13 protein-coding genes are annotated in these 16,801 nt (G+C 49.2%); 9 read left to right on the top strand and 4 right to left on the bottom strand.

Translation table 11 applies throughout. From position 1 onward, the window contains the following. Window positions 1-3 precede the first annotated feature (3 nt). The 6 genes from M975_RS09395 to M975_RS23100 are packed head-to-tail and all read left to right on the top strand — an operon-like array spanning window position 4 to window position 9,362. Window positions 4-3,717 (top strand): tape measure protein, encoded by a 3,714-nt coding sequence (locus M975_RS09395; protein WP_064558953.1) that lies wholly within the window; start codon window positions 4-6, stop codon window positions 3,715-3,717. A gap of 2 nt (window positions 3,718-3,719) precedes the next feature. Further along, window positions 3,720-4,217: a chorismate mutase family protein gene (locus tag M975_RS09390; RefSeq protein ID WP_064558952.1), complete on the top strand. Its 498-nt coding sequence runs from the start codon at window positions 3,720-3,722 to the stop codon at window positions 4,215-4,217. 44 nt (window positions 4,218-4,261) lie between these two features. Further along, window positions 4,262-4,687 (top strand): hypothetical protein, encoded by a 426-nt coding sequence (locus M975_RS09385; protein WP_425339000.1) that lies wholly within the window; start codon window positions 4,262-4,264, stop codon window positions 4,685-4,687. Beyond that, window positions 4,680-5,147, top strand: coding sequence for an NlpC/P60 family protein (locus tag M975_RS09380; RefSeq protein ID WP_064558950.1), 468 nt, complete (start codon window positions 4,680-4,682; stop codon window positions 5,145-5,147). The genes M975_RS09385 and M975_RS09380 overlap by 8 nt, the downstream gene beginning before the upstream one ends. Then, window positions 5,059-7,542, top strand: coding sequence for a host specificity factor TipJ family phage tail protein (locus M975_RS09375; RefSeq protein WP_064558949.1), 2,484 nt, complete (start codon window positions 5,059-5,061; stop codon window positions 7,540-7,542). Before M975_RS09380 ends, M975_RS09375 begins: the two co-directional genes overlap by 89 nt. Before the next feature lie 59 nt (window positions 7,543-7,601). Then, window positions 7,602-9,362, top strand: coding sequence for a tail fiber/spike domain-containing protein (locus tag M975_RS23100; RefSeq protein ID WP_167350534.1), 1,761 nt, complete (start codon window positions 7,602-7,604; stop codon window positions 9,360-9,362). Between the two features lie 81 nt (window positions 9,363-9,443). On the opposite strand, the gene M975_RS09365 is transcribed toward M975_RS23100, so the two are convergent. Continuing rightward, window positions 9,444-10,436 (bottom strand): acyltransferase family protein, encoded by a 993-nt coding sequence (locus M975_RS09365; protein ID WP_064558948.1) that lies wholly within the window; start codon window positions 10,434-10,436, stop codon window positions 9,444-9,446. An 813-nt stretch (window positions 10,437-11,249) separates the two neighbouring features. Between M975_RS09365 and ymcF the strand changes: the two genes are divergently transcribed. Both ymcF and M975_RS09355 read left to right on the top strand, forming a co-directional pair. Beyond that, the gene (gene ymcF / locus M975_RS23370; protein ID WP_134183199.1) at window positions 11,250-11,426 is read left to right on the top strand and encodes a cold shock small protein YmcF; all 177 of its coding nucleotides are present in this window, start codon (window positions 11,250-11,252) and stop codon (window positions 11,424-11,426) included. A gap of 71 nt (window positions 11,427-11,497) precedes the next feature. Then, window positions 11,498-11,734, top strand: a complete 237-nt coding sequence (locus M975_RS09355; protein ID WP_064558947.1) for a putative hemolysin — start codon at window positions 11,498-11,500, stop codon at window positions 11,732-11,734. A gap of 48 nt (window positions 11,735-11,782) precedes the next feature. Here M975_RS09355 and dsbB read toward each other — a convergent pair whose 3' ends face one another. Further along, window positions 11,783-12,313: a disulfide bond formation protein DsbB gene (gene dsbB, locus M975_RS09350; RefSeq protein WP_064558946.1), complete on the bottom strand. Its 531-nt coding sequence runs from the start codon at window positions 12,311-12,313 to the stop codon at window positions 11,783-11,785. Between the two features lie 145 nt (window positions 12,314-12,458). Continuing rightward, the gene (gene nhaB, locus M975_RS09345; protein ID WP_064558945.1) at window positions 12,459-14,024 is read right to left on the bottom strand and encodes a sodium/proton antiporter NhaB; all 1,566 of its coding nucleotides are present in this window, start codon (window positions 14,022-14,024) and stop codon (window positions 12,459-12,461) included. A gap of 298 nt (window positions 14,025-14,322) precedes the next feature. On the opposite strand from nhaB, the gene fadR reads away from it, so the two are divergent. Beyond that, on the top strand, window positions 14,323-15,042 hold the full coding sequence (fadR, locus tag M975_RS09340; RefSeq protein WP_064546136.1) for a fatty acid metabolism transcriptional regulator FadR: 720 nt from the start codon (window positions 14,323-14,325) through the stop codon (window positions 15,040-15,042). Window positions 15,043-15,106: 64 nt separating this feature from the next. Here fadR and M975_RS09335 read toward each other — a convergent pair whose 3' ends face one another. Beyond that, a complete protein-coding gene (locus tag M975_RS09335; protein ID WP_064558944.1) occupies window positions 15,107-16,642 on the bottom strand; it encodes a SpoVR family protein in 1,536 nt (511 codons plus the stop codon). Window positions 16,643-16,801: the final 159 nt, after the last annotated feature.

The raw sequence follows: 16,801 nt of genomic DNA, 5'->3' as shown, positions 1-16,801 counted from the left end.
TGAATGGCTGCCAATCAGAACGCTGGAAGCATCGTTTATGAAGTGGATATGGATCTTGCTGGCTTTCTGCGTGGGCAGAAACAGGTTTCTGATAGCCTGAGCGGAATGAATCGCGGCTTTGATGCTTCCACCCGGAGTATCAACAACACTGAGCGAAGCGTACACAGTGCCGAGCGGTCTTTCTCATCACTAACCAAAGTCGCTGCTGCATTAACTGCCGCACTCTCCGTTCAGCAGGTTGCTCAGTATGCTGATGCATGGGTGACGGTAAACAACAAACTAGCTAACGCCATTCGCCCGAGTGAAGAACTGGCAGATGTTACTCAGCGTGTTTTTGATATATCACAGAAGACCAGAAGCAGCCTTGAAGCAACCGCCACGCTGTATGCGCGACTCGAAAGAGCCACCCGCAGCGCGGGAACCAGCACGGCAGACCTGGTTAAGCTGACTGAAACCATTAACAAAGGACTCGCTGTCTCTGGCGCCACCGCCGCAGAAGCAAGTTCCACAATGGTTCAGTTGTCTCAGGCGCTGGCTTCGGGCGTGTTGCGCGGCGAAGAATTTAACTCAATTTCAGAGAACGGCAGCCGCCTGGCGGTTGGCTTGGCTGAGTCTCTTGGTGTAACAGTGGGCCAGCTCCGCGCAATGGCGGCGCAAGGACAGCTAACCACCGATGTTGTCGTGAAAGGGCTGCTCTCTCAGGGCGATCAGATCGCTAAAGAATTTGCCAATACCACAATGACAATGGGCCAGGCATTCGCCGTGGCCACAAACAACGTCACGAAATTCGTTGGTGAATCGTCCACCATAAAATCAGCATACAACGGCTTTAATAGCACCATCGTAACGTTGAGCCAGAACCTTGATGTTCTTGCTGGGGCTTTCGTTGGTCTTGGCTTGCTAATGGGTTCACGTTTTGCTGGCGCGCTGTCAATGGCGACCGCTGCGCAAGTTAAAAATACAATCGCCTCTATTGCCAGCGCAAAAGCATCAGCAGAGTCGGCGGCGATGGCAGAAGCCGAGGCTTCGGCAAAATTACGCATCGCCCAGGCTGATAAGTCGGCGGCAGTATCGGCGCTCAATCTTGCTCAGGCGCGTCTTAATGTCATCAAGGCTACCGCGGCGTCTGAAGTTGAAGAGGTCAAGCTTGCGACAGCCGAAGCGGCTTCAATCCGCACCAATATCGCTCTGATTGAGTCAGAAAAAGCACTCGAGACGCAGCGACTAAAAGCGCAGATCAGCACACAAGGCCGAATTGCCACCGCAACGCGAATGGCACAGTTGCAACAAGCATCTGCCGTTCTGAATGCGAAACTGGCATCAACGGAAATGGCAGCCGAGCAGGCGCGCTCTAATGCCGTTAAGGCAGCAGAGGCTCAGGTATCAGCGGCGCGATTAACAACCGCAGACGCAACCGGGGTTGCCACAGCAGCAAACGGCAGATATATCGCATCGCAAGAAGCGTCAGCCATTGCAACGAGGGCGGCAAGTGCAAGCACGGCGCTACTTCGCGGCGCATTGGGGCTTATTGGCGGCCCCGCAGGCGTGGCGATGATAGCTGCCGCTGCCGTGTATTATTTCTGGCAGAAAGCACAGCAAGCCAAACAAGAGTCACTGGCGTTTGCTGATGGCCTGGACAAGTTAAACGCATCCATGTCGGCTATGAGCAACACGTCGCTGCGTGGTTCTATTGCCGATGCAAATGCGGCAATCAAAGGGCAGAAGGATGTTGTCAGCGATCTGAAAAATGAGATTGCTGCGCTTACCGCTGAGCGAAATGAAGCCGAGACAGCCGGGAAGAAGTACGGCACGACCATCGAGCAGGGTAATGGCCTGTTACAGAAGGCCGCTAACCTTACCGACCAGATAGCGCAGAAGCAACGCGATCTGGAGTCAGTCGAATCCAAACTCACCAACACCACCAAAGCGCGTGATGATGCCCAGATAACACTGAACAACAACATGCTCTCCTCGATGGGGATTCATGACGGCCTTATCCAGAAAGGAACTGTACTGGAAGGCGTTCAGGATGCGGTAGCGAAGGCATTCGGGAATACCGCTGATGAAATTAACCGGGCAAATCAGGCAGGCCAGAACTTTAAGCCAACCTCTTTGCAGGTGTCGCCAGCGACTGCCAAGGGCAGCAAGTACATAACAGACCTGGAAGATCAGAACGAGCTTCTATCTATTCAGGATGAGCGGCTGCGTGCTGTTACAAAAGCTGGCATTGAAGCAGCAAAAGTAACTGATAACCCCAACCAGATTGCTCAGGCCAAGGAGTTAGCCGGAACTAACTACGATCTGCAAAAAGCAGAGGAAGCAAGGAAAAAGGCGACTCAGGAATCAGCATCTGAAACCAAAAAGGCAGGCAATAATGCCGAGTCCGTAGCGCAAAAACTTGCCAATCTGAAACAGCAGTCAGAGCTGGTCGCCGACTCAACAAAGCAACTAAGCCGCGAACAGTCGATCCTTAACGCGCAGCAATCACTCGGCACAGGCGCAACGCCGCAAGATATCGCGCTGGCTGGGCAATACGCTGCAGCTAAATGGGATACGGCTAATGCCATCCGCGCTCAGGCCGCCGCCGAGAAGCTTCTCCCTGACGCTAAAGAGAATGCAACTTATAAGCAAGATATTCAGGATCTGAATACAGCTCTTGCCGCCAAGAAAATCAGCCAGGAGCAATATAACTCCACATCTGAACGCCTTGAGCAGACGCATGTGGCTGCGCTTGCCAAAATCCGCGCAGACCAGGCCGTTTCACCAATGCAGGAAGCAGCGGGCAGTGTTGACCCGGTTCAGGCGCTGGCAAATCAGCACGCTCAACAGCTCGCATTAATTCAGCAATTCGAGCAGCAGGGAGTAATTACCCACCAGAATGCTCTAGCCCAGCGCAACGCTCTCGATACTGTTTACGAGCAGCAACGTATTGCGGCGCAATGGGAGATATTCAAAAACCAGAGTCAGTCGAATCAGATTCTTGCAGCCGGGTTTGAGTCACTGGCTGGTAATGCTTCGAATGCATTCACGGGCATCATTACCCAGAGCATGACCGCTGAGGAGGCCATGAGCTCTCTCGCCAGTAATGCACTGAACAGCCTGATTAATGGCTTCGTTCAGATGGGTGTTGAGTGGGTTAAATCCGCTATTACCGGTAGCGCCGCGCAAGTAGCGGCAACGGCGGCCACAACATCAGCGGCAGTTGCAGGAACCGCAACCACCACGGCAGCAAGCGTATCATCCGCTGCTGCAACAACCGTAGCATGGACGCCAGCGGCAATCGTGGCCTCTATCGGTTCATTCGGTGGCGCAGCAGCAATTGGTATTGGCGCAGTAATAGCAGCAATGGCGCTTTCCAGTTCAATTGCAGGCAAACGCAAGAATGGCGGCCCGGTGTCGGCTGGCTCAATGTACCAGGTAGGTGAGGGCGGAATGCCTGAAATTTACCAGGCCAGCAGCGGGAAGCAATTCATGATCCCAGGTGATAACGGTAAGGTCATCAGCAACAAGGATATGCAGAGCGGTAGTGGCGGGCAAATACAAGTCTCCATTCAGTTCAATGATTACTCGTCAAATAGTCATAGCTTTGATGCACAAGCAACGCAAAATGGAAACACGGTCACAGTTCAGGCGTTCATTGCTGATATGGATCAGGGGGGACCAATGCGACAGGCAGTTACCCGCAATACCAGTGCAACACCAAGAGCAACGGAGTGATCATGCCAATACCCTACCCGGACTGGCTCCCGCTGGCCCAGAAGTCGAAAACACCAAAGCCAGATACAGGCTTTCGCACTGACCTTCCGCAAGTTGGCGCGCCGATATTCCAGAAACTCACCGATGACCTGAAAACCGGATTCTCGCTGACATGGGTATTCACCATGGCGCAGCACCGGGCATTCATGCAGTGGTTGCGCAGCCCTAACTATCTGGACAACTGCAATCAGTGGTTCCTGATGCCAGTGGGTATCGGTTCGGGGGCATATGGTGAACCAGAGATGCAGGAACTTCACTTTACTGCTTACCCAACATGGAACCAGTCAGGATCAGTTTTCACCTGGTCAGGTGATGTTATCTGCAAACAGTTGAAAAACTCCGACGATGACTACGACGACATTGTTGTTGAGTTGCCGCCACCATGGGCCAGCTTCCTCGATATTGTCGTTACCGGGTATCCAGATAACCGTGACCCAGAGTCTTTGCCGAGGGCTCCATAATGACCACTCTAAGGGAGTACAGAAGCCGAAGGCCAAGACGAACCATGTTCGACACAATCACCATCTACAGCCCGACCTTCGGATATATTCGCTTCGTTAACGATCAGATATTCCCCAAGACACTTGGTGGGAATGTTTATCAACCATGCCGAATGGACATATCAGATAGCCAACAGAGCTCAACACCTGTTATTGCTGCGGGCGTTAAATTTAGCCGCATGGCATCTGATTTCAAGCAGAAGCTTAAAGAGTGGAAGGGGTATGGCCGCATCACTCCCATCCAGTTTACTCGTACGCGCTTTGATGCTGCCGACCTGAATACCCCGATCAAAGCATGGACGCTGTTTGTCAGCGATACCAGTCTGGATGCCAATGACGTCACCGTGTCGCTAACCATCAAGAACCCGCTAAATGCCAACATCGCTATGCTCTATAACGTCGAAGAATTCCAGGGGCTACAAAATGCTTAAAGCTGAATTCCTTGAAAGGGTTATTGGCATGCCCTGGCGTAATCGCGCCTGCACTTTTGACGCGATCGACTGCTGGGGCCTAGTCATTCTCTATTACCGGCACGTTCTCGGTATTGAGCTGCATCACTCGCCCGACTACGAAGCGGGTGAGGATTTCATGACGTGCTTTGAGAGTGAGGTTGTTTACTGGCAGCGGGCTGAGCACTTCAGCGACGGCGATATCTTCATTGCTTACTACGGCGCGCAGCCGGTGCATGTGGGGCTGATTGTCGATGGAAGGGCGCTACATAGCCGCGGAGAGAATGGCTGTGTCCGCTCTGACCAGATAAGAACTATCCAGAAATTATTCACCAGGACGGAGATCTATTCGTATGCCGGTAATCGAAATTCAGAGAGTGCCGGGGCTGCCGAAGCAACGGATGGAAGTATTAGCGGGGACGAAGTTCAGCGAGTGGATTGAAACGGCGGGTGTGCATTCTGATGTGCGGGCCATCATTAATGGCCGAGAGCTGCAGGATGATGACGATGTCGATTTCACCATTAACGCCGATGACCGAATCATCATCTTTGACCAGCCCAAGAACGGCGGCCTTGCCAAAACCCTGCTCAATCCCCTCGAGCATTTCAATCCGATAAAATTTACGCAGAAAGTGATGGGTTCTTTCATGCAGCAGCCCAACGCTGGCGGCGCTGCAGGGCAAAGCAAGACATCACCGAATAACAGTCTCAAGGGGCAGACGAACATTGCCCGTAATGGCGAGGCCAGACCTGATAACTACGGCCTGATCCGCGCCTATCCTGACCTGATTCAGCAGGCCATATTCGAGTACGTGAACAACAAGAAAGAAGTCACTCAGTTCATGAATTTTGGCCTGGGTAAATATGACATCAGTCAGGTGCGCTACTCGGAAACTAACGTTGGCTCAATGGCTGGCGCGTCGTACACCATTTACCAGCCAGGTGATGTGATTGCGACAGTATACGAAGGGTATGAGTTCGACGATGTGGACGGGCAGGAAGTGCCGGGCAAGAACGAGGATACTGGCGTACCTATCGAGACGGCCACCGCAACGACGATGATTAGCGGCAACTATGCTGGCGGCCAGATAGCAGTGAAAATCGTGAAGCAGGCTGAATTCGACTACTTCATGGGGCTGACATTTCCGCATGCCGTTTCATTCGTTCTCAACATTACCTATCCGGTACCAGGCGGCACCAAGACGGAAGATGTGACGCTGTTTGCCAACCTGATCAGTGCAGTGCAGACCGACGATGGTGCGGTGGTTTCTCCGACGTTTTATTACACCTTCACCTTCGACAGCATCAATGGTTCCAGTGCCTCGTACATAACGACAGCAACCATTAACACCACGAAGTTCATTCTTAATGACAACGCGGCGCTGATTGTGGGCCCATTCTTCTCACCAATCGATTCAGATCAGCTCTGGGTACATACCAGTTCTGGCCTTGGTGGGAATAGCGAAACCAACTGGCAACTGCAGATATGGAAAGTTGATGCTGAGAACAATCAGATACCTGGTACCACTCAAACATTCACATACCGACAGACAACGCCTCATGACTCTACCAGCGAGACGTTTTACCGCACTGACAAGATAACGCCTGCGGCCGGGCGAGGACGTTATTCGCTTTCATTCCACCGAACGGATAACTCCAGCGATGCAAGCAAACTGGAAGTCGAGGAAGTTCACGCGGTAAACATCAGGACTAACGTCAGCCACGCGAATGACACTACCGCCATCATCAAGGTTCGCGCAACGGAGAACTCAACCGGGCGAGAGCTGAAATACAACGCGATGATCAACCGATACACGATCAGCTACTCACTCACTACGCAGTCGGTTGATTACACGCTCCGCCCGTCGCGCAGATTCGCTGATGCCGTGGCGCATACCTGGTTAGTGATGGGTGGGCAGCCGGAGAGCAATATCGACCTTTACGGCCTGTATCAGATTCAGGCTGAAATTGATGCCATAGACCCGCGCCTTGGTCGCTTCGATTACACCTTCGATGATGAAGATGTGTCACTTGGCGCTCGCCTGCAAACCATCTGCGATGCCGCCAGCGTAACGGCGTTCTGGGATGACGGCGTAATGTCGTTTGTTCGCGACAAGAAGCGAATAACTCCGGCCACAGTATTCAACCGCAATAACACGGTCGAGGCTGGCTACTCGCTCAGCTATGACATGACGCTACCGGGTGGTTTTGATGGTGTCGAGGTGCAGTACCGCAACCCGTCAACCAATAAGCAGGACTTCATTCGCTACCGCATAAGCAACGGAGCAATCGTCTCCGGTGCGCCAGTGAAGGCGAAGAAGTTCGAGATGATGTATGTCCGAGATGCGTTTCAGGCCAACGAGAGGGCGCTCAGAGAGTGCAAGCGCCTCATCTACTCACGAATGGCTATGAGCATAACAGCGCTGGCAGACGGGGAGTGGGTGGGTGTTGGCGACATGGTGCAGATTGTTGATACCTACGACACCAACCAGCAGTCTGGATATATCGTTTCGCGTATCGGTAACGTCTTCGAGACAAGCGAGCGAATTAATTTTTCTGGCTCAATGTTCGTGGTGGTTACGGACTATCTCGGCACGCCGACAGCGCGCTACCCGGCACAACCTTTGCCCGATACAGCATTCGGCTTCAGCGCTGCTATCCCAAATATCGAGCTCAACATCTATGACGGCATGAACGTGCAGTCACCGTCTCGTTACTTCATCGCCTCATCTGAGGAACTGGATGCTACGCAATGGGAGATAACAGACAAGACTCCCGGAACTGACGGCACCACAGCGTTAACCGTTCGCGAATATAGCGATCTGATTTACTCATAAACAACCTTTAAATCCAACTCCGAACCCGGCCAATGCGCCGGTTTTTTTATGGAAAAATTATGGCGACTACACCTTCACAGAAACCGGTTGCATCAGAATTGCCTCAAGACCTGAAATTTAACTCGGGTAAAATTGACGAGTTCGTTACGTCCATGGGATGGACTTATACAGACCGATTCGGGAATAAGCATTACACGATTGAAGGCATTAACTATTTAGCTCAGCAGGTGATGAACGCTTTCGGGTATATCACTTTAACGGGTGTTGACTTCGACACAGGCGCTACCATCTCCACGCCAAATGAAGCGCTGTTCAACCCCGATGACAACTCGTATTACAAATGGACTGGCTCATTTGCTACAGGGCCAAAAGTGGTGCCACCTAACTCAACACCTGCGAGCTCGGGTGGTGTCGGCCCGGGGAAATGGCTGAATGTTGGTGATACGGTTTTACGGAGTCAATTGGCTGCTGATGGCGGTGCAGGCATGATAGGAACGGACTCTGGAAATACAGTGCAGGTTGAGCTGGATGATATTAACGGTACGATGTATCAAGACCCCTTAACTAAATGGGCTGATGGAGGGACTTTAAAAATAAAACAAGGTGAATACAATATCACCAGCTCATTAGTAATGGATTATGGATTATTCCCTGCCAAATTCCCAGGAGCAGCTGGGGTTCGCAATCACTATGAGGGCGAAAATATGGCTGAAACTATCTTCAACTGTAATTTAAGTACATTTGCAATGCAGATGAAGGGTGACAACACTTATACATCACAAAGGGTCCACACCTATGATTATTTGGGTGGGTTTACATTGAATGGAACAGCAAATTCTTATGGATTATTAATACAAGGTAAAGCCTACACCAAATTGTCAGATATTCTATGCTTGTCACATACAAATGGAGAAGGTATCAGGATTCAGAATGTTATCACATCGAATATGCATGATATTTATTCGCAGTATAACAATATAGGAATTCGCATTATAGGAGATGGCGTAAGTGGAGGTGATATGAACGCCGTAACAATGGAACGTATAACCGCCAGTAATAATGCAGCATATGGAATATATGGTGAGAGATGGGGGGCCTCAAATGTCATCACAGGATTGACGTGCGAGGGTAATGGCTCCATGTCTGACATGAACTCGGGAGGGATGATAGTAAATTTGGCTGGCAACTTCACCTGTCCTGCACTTGTCTTAAATAACCCGTATTTCGAACTGAACAAGGGTGGCGCTGATTTAAGCATTACAAACACTAGCTCTACAAAGCCACTTACTGTGATTATAAATGGAGGTCTATTTAACCGCGGCAGCCCAACGGAATATACAAAAACTAATATATCAATATCATCTGCAGGTGGCGCAACTAAGGTGATCCTTATAGGTACGGCATTTGCTAACACTGCAGGATACACACCTTCTGCCAGTCGCCCTTACTGGACTAAAGGGACAAATTGCGAAGTCATTCCTATTGGTTGTGTTTATGACGACTTAACCGCTGCAAGTACAGCGGCCCAAAGCATGGTTTACTCTGGTAGGGTAACTGCAGCTGGAGCAATGGGTACAGCATCGGCAAACTTCACTGCCACATCAAGTGCTGCAGGCGTGTACACCGTTGTATACAATGAAGGTCAACTGGGCACCGATATAGGATCCTTTGTAGTGATGGCGACCCCGTATGCAGCTAACGCAGACGTTACCATTGAAACGACAAGCCTAAGCACAACCTCATTCAGAGTCATCATCAGGAACTCTGGCGGTTCGGGAGTTGCCTGTTCTTTTAACTGGATGGTAACAAGAATTCTGTAACATACAGTTAAAGCTAACATTCAAATAAACGAAAACTAAAACGTTATGTAACAGAAGGTTAAAGGGTATTTATCCACCCCCCTACTCTTTGGCCTTCTCCTTTTTCACAAGGAATCTTTTCTCCAAAAAATGCCAAGAAGCAGCTGCAAGAGTAATTGTTACGAGAAAGCTTACAGCCATTCCTTGGTAAAACTTCATCCCAATCACATTTATTACAAACTGTTGAACAGGGAAAGCATAAATATAAATACCATAAGAATAATCAAACCTACCTTTAACCAGCGGGTCCTTAAAGGATAAGCATATAGCTATTGTGGAAAATGAAAGTAACAAATACCCAAAAATATTGTATTCAACTGGACTGCCTTGATAGGAGTACATGCATAAAGACAAGGTCGCCATTACAAACAATTTAACTTTTAAGTTATTCCAAAGATCAACATTCATTGCTAGCACGGCACCAAGGAAAAATGCCATGCCACGCAGTGGGAATAGCCAAGTAGGAATTGAAAAAATAACCAGGCTGTTGTTTTTATACCAAATGGATGCCATGATGGTTAGCATGAATACACAAATGAAATATTTTCTGTTTTTATTTGTTATTAATACACACCCCGCAATTAAGTAGCACAAGAACTCTAGAGGGAGAGTCCATAGACTTCCATTAATCCCCCCATGAATAAACTCGCCTGTAATCCCGTCATGTAGAACTGAGGTAAGCGTGATAGTCTGCACTATGTTATGAATGACACTCCAGCCTAGATAGTTATCAATGTTTTCAAAATTTACATAACCACCAATAATAACATACATGAAAATAGAGCAAGGCAATAATGCTGGTAGTAGCCTGCGAAGTCGCTTAGACATGAATTCAATAAAATCAGAGCTCGCCATAGCTGACTTGGATATTAAAAATCCAGAAATACTAAAAAATATTATTACAGCTATTCCACCAAGGCTTTCGAAATTGAGTACATATAGCTCAGGAAGTCCAGATAGTGAAAAATGATGCGTATAAAGAACCATCAATGCTGCAAAAAGTCTTGCTGTGTCAAAACAGTTGTATTTATGCATTGTCTATTTTCTTACTTATGTCAATAGCCATTCACTTTCATCTAGCTATACAAGTTTAATGGCGATATATGTGCACTTTGCTTTTCGCACCAATTTATAAGAATGACCCAATAAATCTAATAGGCCTTATATAATATGCAACCACCGCAAGAGGCATCTGAAGCTATGGGCTTTTCTTCGATAATGCGATAAGCACTCATCAATCACATCCTGCACGGTTATGTGATGCATGGATTTGGTTCCTGCCTCTGTGTGCTTACGATTCACAACGCTGAAAATGCGAACGTTAAAGATATCGCCTGCCTTTTGAATATCGTAACGGTAGGTGATGTCGTTAACGCCGCCAATGTATAGCTGCATATTTTTCATAATGACTCCAAATGTTTCAAGCGACGTCATTTTACACATGAATGCGCCTTCTCGCCCCCGTAACTTGATAAATATTAGGAATATTTAACTGTTAATTTATACAGTTATAACAGGTTAGGCGTGGTGACGCCGACACTGAACGATGCCAGGAGTGGTGAGTTCGACGATGTGCCGGTGATGTGATGGGGCATATAAGGGGCAAAAAATTAGCGCAAAACAACTCAAAACCACTTAAGGCGTCGATTCGTCTTGCGCTAATGCATTGCTATATGACTACTTCCATCTCGCTTCGTCGCACATCCGCTTTTAACGGGACCCTATACTCAACAAACCTGAGTGGGCAGACTAAACCACCAGTCACATGAAAGAATGCAAAAATAAATCGTACAAAACGAAATCTTTATGATACGGTGTTCTTTCAATAACAAATAAAAGTAGGTTTTTATCCAGTATTTAACATTTAAGTGTCCGTCTTGTGGCGGTTCACAGTATCGCACCTCCCCCTACGATGTCCGAGAAACAAATCCCCATGGCGCTGTTTGTATCTTCTGTAAATCAGGGATGCATCTTCTTCATCGTCCGATGAGTGCGATTCATCAATATAGTGTAGCTGCTCGCTAAGAGCGTATTGCGCTGGTTTTGCTTTCCCCACTCCTGCACTGTTAACATTCAGCCTCCATTACGGAGGAATAATGAAAAAAATAACACTACTGATTGGGGCGATCATTCTCAGCGGCTGTTCATCGCCTGAACCCGTGGCACCCAAACCGCCGCAGGTTATCGGCATGCCGAACCCGGCGTCAGTTTACTGCATAGATAAAGGCGGTGAATTGAGAACGGTGAAAACCGATCTGGGTGAGCGTGGCGATTGTTTGTTGCCGAGCGGCGAGCGAATAGACCAGTGGACGCTTTATCGTCGCGACCACTAATAATAAAAAAACCCGCCTTGGCGGGTTTTTTGTTTTCTTAACCGGGGATTAACGGCCAAACAGATCGCGGCGTTTTGGTTTGAAAGGCTGAGCAATCAACACCAGCACGGCAATCAGCAGGAAGATTGCAAAAATCCCCACTAACCACTGCACCATATCCAGTGACAAAAATTCCCACTGGCGCACGGAACAATCGCCGGTTGCCACAAACACCTGCGGCAACCACTTATCCAGCGGTAACCAGCTCGGGAAGCGTGCGGCAAAATCACAGGTCACAAACGGTGAGGGGTGAAGTTGCAGCATGGTGTGCTCCCATGCCAACTGCAGGCCTTTCCCGGCGCTGTAGATCCACAATGCAATCCCGGCATAACGCAGTGGCGTTTTCGGTGCAATAGCACCAACAATCCCTGCACCCATAATGCCAAACAATGCACAACGTTCATAAATACACATCACACAAGGCTTCAGCATCATCACGTGCTGGAACCACAATGCCACCATTTCCAGGGCGAAAGCTGTAAATGCCAGCAGAAGCCAGGCACCGCGCCCGCGGGAGCATTGGTTTAAATATCGCAACATAATCAGTATCCCTGCAACATGCGTTGAGTCGGCAGTGTAAACGAATTCGGTTTCTGTACCAGTAGCCACATCAAAATAACACGCTAATTGGATGTTTATCAGACAAAAACACAAGCATGGGCAGCAAGCTGCCCTTCAGATTAATTTAGTGCGATATTTGATTCATGCTGGGTGATGAAATCCAACCGGCATGCAACATCCAGTCGGTTGCCGGAACCAATGTAAACTGAACACACAACAGCCCCACCACAGTCAGCACAAGAGTATAAGGCAGCGCCATCAACACCATGCGGCCGTAGGACAGGCGAATCAACGGAGCCAGTGCGGAAGTCAGCAGGAATAAGAACGCGGCCTGGCCGTTTGGCGTTGCAACCGATGGCAGGTTAGTCCCGGTATTAATGGCTACCGCGAGCAACTCGAACTGCTTAAGGTCGATAACGCCGCTTGTCAGCGCGGCTTTCGCCTCGTTGATATACACAGTGCCGACAAACACATTGTCGGAAATCGACGAGAGAATACCGTTGAACAAATAGAACAGCGCCAGTTGTGAATGCGGTTCGGCCTGCAACACAAACTGAATCACAGGCGTAAACAGATGCTGGTCGATGATCACCGCAACAACAGCAAAAAATACGGTCAGCAGGGCGGTGAACGGCAGGGCTTCAGTAAAGGCTTTACCAATCTGATGCTCATCAGTCACGCCGCAAAGGGCGGTGGCGAAGATAATCACGGAAAGGCCAATTAACCCCACTTCGGCTAAATGCAGCGCCAGCGCAATCACCAGCCAGATACCAATCAATGCTTGAACAACCAGTTTCATGCGGTCCTGACGAGTGCGCTTTTGCGCGCTCTTTGTGTCGTAATCCTGCAAAATGGCGCGTACTTTCTCAGGCAGTTTCTCACCGTAACCGAGAATTTTAGTGGACTCCAGCAGTGCGCAGGTGAGCAGGCCGCAGATGAGTACTGGAATAGTGACGGGTGCCATGCGCAGCAAGAAATCACCAAAGTGCCAGCCGGCATTTTTGGCAATAATCAGGTTTTGCGGCTCACCCACCATTGTCATTACGCCACCCAGCGCGGTGCCGACGCCTGCATGCATCATCAGGCTGCGCAAAAATGCGCGGAACTGTTCAAGCGTGGTGCGGTGGTCTGAGTCGAGAAGCGTATCGTCCTGGATGTCGCTTTCCAGATCTCCAGTAGACGCAACGCGGTGATAAATGTCGTAAAAACCTACTGCCACGCTGATAACCACTGCGACAACGGTCAGAGCATCGAGGAATGCTGACAAAAATGCCGCGGCGATACAAAAGGCGAGAGAAAGAAGAATTTTTGAACGGATGCCCAGCAGTAATTTGGTAAAGACCAACAGCAGCAACTGCTTCATAAAGTAGATGCCTGCGACCATGAACATCAGTAACAGCAGGACTTCAAGGTTTGAGGCAATCTCTTCCCGGACATGCTCGGCGCTTGTCATGCCAACCAGCACAGCTTCAATAGCCAGCAGCCCACCAGGTAGTAACGGGTAGCATTTCAGGGCCATTGCCAGGGTGAAGATAAACTCGGCAACCAGCAGCCATCCTGCTGCGAATGGGCTGACGAACCAAAATACCAAAGGGTTAATGACTAAAAAAGCCAGTAAAGTTAGCTTATACCAATCTGGTGATTGACCTAAAAAGTTCCTATAAAGTGCACGCCCGCTAGACATTTCCATCGTAGTATTTTGACACTCCATTTCCCCGATATATGCCAAAGTACGGGAAGGGTGAGGCTTTCTCTTCCTGACCTAAAACTGGAATATATGGACAAATATAAAGTTGCATTCAATTGAGTGGTTTTAGGTTACTCGCGCGCAAGATATCAATCAAGGCATAGGAATATTCTTTGGTTGTGTGATTACCTGCAAATTTAAACCATCATTCCACAATTGGCGGTTGTCGCCGCTACCTGCGCCGCAAGGCATCTGGTATGATGAGTCTCTTTAGCAAAACCTGTGTAATGGAAAGCATACTATGGTCATTAAGGCGCAGAGCCCGGCGGGTTTCGCGGAAGAATATATCATCGAAAGTATCTGGAATAACCGCTTCGCGCCAGGGACAATTCTTCCTGCTGAACGCGAGTTATCCGAGCTTATCGGTGTTACCCGTACCACATTGCGCGAGGTGCTTCAGCGTCTGGCGCGTGATGGCTGGTTAACGATACAGCATGGCAAACCGACCAAAGTGAACAACTTCTGGGAAACCTCAGGTTTGAACATTCTGGAAACGCTGGCTCGCCTCGATCACGACAGCGTACCGCAGCTGATCGATAACTTGTTATCAGTTCGCACGAACATCGCAACCATCTTTATTCGTACTGCTGTCCGTCAGCATCCGGATAAAGCGCAAGAAGTCCTGGCAACCGCGAACAGTGTTGAAGACCACGCTGATGCGTTTGCAAAGCTTGATTACAGCATTTTCCGTGGTCTGGCTTTTGCTTCCGGGAACCCGATTTACGGGTTAATCCTCAATGGAATGAAAGGGTTATATACCCGCATCGGGCGTCACTATTTCTCAAGCCCTGAAGCACGAAGCCTGGCATTAGGTTTTTACCACCGTCTGGCAGAAATTTGCCAACAAGGGTTGCACGATCAGGTATTTGATACCGTTCGTACCTACGGGCGTGAAAGTGGGGAAATCTGGCACCGGATGCAGAAAAACTTACCGGGCGATTTGGCGATGCATAGCCGTTAATCCGGCATGTCGGCCAGCCTTTGTAATATGAAAAACGCTTCCTGATGGAAGCGTTTTTTTATGTCTAAAGTGTATTCAGCCGGGGTGGGCAGCGTTCAAGTAACTCAACGCTACCGTCTTCATTTTGCTGCTCAAGCGTCACGTCAAAGCCCCACAAACGATGCACATGTTTGAGAACTTCCCTGCGCCCTTTATCCAGCGGTGCGCGGTTATGCGGGATATATCGCATCGTCAGCGAGCGATCGCCACGTAAATCGACGTTCCACACCTGAATATTAGGTTCAAGGTTACTCAAGTTGTATTGGGCGGAAAGCTCAGCACGAATCTTCCGGTAACCTTCCTCATTGTGAATCGCGGCAATTTCCAGGTAATTGTTACGATCATCATCCAGCACGGTAAACAGGCGGAAATCGCGCATCAGTTTTGGTGACAAGAACTGGCTGATAAAGCTCTCATCTTTGAAGTCACGCATCGCAAAATGCAGTGTCTCCAGCCAGTCTTTGCCTGCGATGTCAGGGAACCAGTAACGGTCTTCTTCGGTCGGTGACTGGCAAATCCGTTTGATGTCCTGGAACATGGCGAAGCCGAGTGCGTACGGGTTAATACCGTTGTACCACGGGCTGTTATAAGGCGGTTGGAACACTACATTGGTGTGACTGTGCAGGAACTCCAGCATAAAGCGTTCGGTGACTTTTCCCTCATCATACAGATGGTTAAGAATAGTGTAGTGCCAGAACGTCGCCCAACCTTCGTTCATCACCTGGGTCTGTTTTTGCGGATAAAAATACTGACTGACTTTACGCACAATGCGTAAAACCTCTCGCTGCCACGGCTCCAGCAACGGCGCATTTTTCTCCATAAAATAGAGCAGGTTTTCCTGCGGCTCAGAAGGGTAACGGCGCGCTTCAGCCACCGTTTTTTCTGCTTCCTGGCGTGGCAGCGTGCGCCACAACGTGTTCACCTGGCTTTGCAGATACTCCTCGCGGCTTTTTTGCCGGGCTTTCTCTTCCTGCAGGGAAATTTTTTGCGGGCGTTTATAGCGGTCAACGCCGTAGTTCATCAGTGCATGGCAGGAGTCGAGCAGGCGCTCCACTTCATCCACGCCGTAGCGCTCTTCGCACTGCGTAATATAGTTTTTGGCGAAAATCAGGTAATCGATAATTGAACTGGCATCGGTCCAGCTACGGAACAAATAGTTGTTTTTGAAGAAGGAGTTATGCCCGTAACACGCATGGGCAATCACCAGCGCCTGCATTGTGATGGTGTTCTCTTCCATCAGATACGCAATACACGGGTTGGAGTTGATGACGATTTCGTAAGCCAGCCCCTGCTGCCCATGTTTGTACAGTCGCTCTGTTTCGATAAATTTCTTACCAAACGACCAGTGCGGATAGTTAATGGGCATCCCAACGCTTGAGTAGGCGTCCATCATTTGTTCTGAAGTAATCACTTCAATTTGATGAGGATAGGTGTCCAGCCGATAGAGTTTTGCAACACGGTCAATCTCTGCGAGATAGACATCAAGCAGCTCGAACGTCCAGTCCGGTCCATCACTTAGACGTTTAGAATCCTTTGTGGCGGAAAGGTCAATAATAGCCATCAGCGCGCCCTCATTGTTGGCGGCTCTCTCTGGATGGAAAGCCTCACTTTCAAGAATAGACAACTCCTGAAAGTTAGCTGTGACCAGAAAAATATTTTCATCACAATATACTTATTCCAATGACCCGCTTTTAGCCATGAAAGCAGCATAAAATTTTGG

The organism is Buttiauxella brennerae ATCC 51605 (assembly GCF_001654925.1).
In the GTDB taxonomy this organism is placed as follows: Bacteria; Pseudomonadota; Gammaproteobacteria; order Enterobacterales; family Enterobacteriaceae; genus Buttiauxella; species Buttiauxella brennerae.
Note: the sequence above shows the minus strand (reverse complement) of the source record. Positions and strands in the feature narration are given on the sequence as shown.

Bases quoted from the DNA above. Each gene is read 5' to 3' on its own strand.
- fadR (WP_064546136.1), top strand. From the start codon at position 14,323: ATGGTCATTAAGGCGCAGAGCCCGGCGGGTTTCGCGGAAGAATATATC.
- M975_RS09380 (WP_064558950.1), top strand. From the start codon at position 4,680: ATGCTTAAAGCTGAATTCCTTGAAAGGGTTATTGGCATGCCCTGGCGT.
- M975_RS09335 (WP_064558944.1), bottom strand. From the start codon at position 16,642: ATGGCTATTATTGACCTTTCCGCCACAAAGGATTCTAAACGTCTAAGT.
- M975_RS09395 (WP_064558953.1), top strand. From the start codon at position 4: ATGGCTGCCAATCAGAACGCTGGAAGCATCGTTTATGAAGTGGATATG.
- nhaB (WP_064558945.1), bottom strand. From the start codon at position 14,024: ATGGAAATGTCTAGCGGGCGTGCACTTTATAGGAACTTTTTAGGTCAA.
- dsbB (WP_064558946.1), bottom strand. From the start codon at position 12,313: ATGTTGCGATATTTAAACCAATGCTCCCGCGGGCGCGGTGCCTGGCTT.
- M975_RS09385 (WP_425339000.1), top strand. From the start codon at position 4,262: ATGTTCGACACAATCACCATCTACAGCCCGACCTTCGGATATATTCGC.
- M975_RS09375 (WP_064558949.1), top strand. From the start codon at position 5,059: ATGCCGGTAATCGAAATTCAGAGAGTGCCGGGGCTGCCGAAGCAACGG.
- M975_RS09390 (WP_064558952.1), top strand. From the start codon at position 3,720: ATGCCAATACCCTACCCGGACTGGCTCCCGCTGGCCCAGAAGTCGAAA.
- M975_RS09355 (WP_064558947.1), top strand. From the start codon at position 11,498: ATGAAAAAAATAACACTACTGATTGGGGCGATCATTCTCAGCGGCTGT.
- M975_RS09365 (WP_064558948.1), bottom strand. From the start codon at position 10,436: ATGCATAAATACAACTGTTTTGACACAGCAAGACTTTTTGCAGCATTG.
- M975_RS23100 (WP_167350534.1), top strand. From the start codon at position 7,602: ATGGCGACTACACCTTCACAGAAACCGGTTGCATCAGAATTGCCTCAA.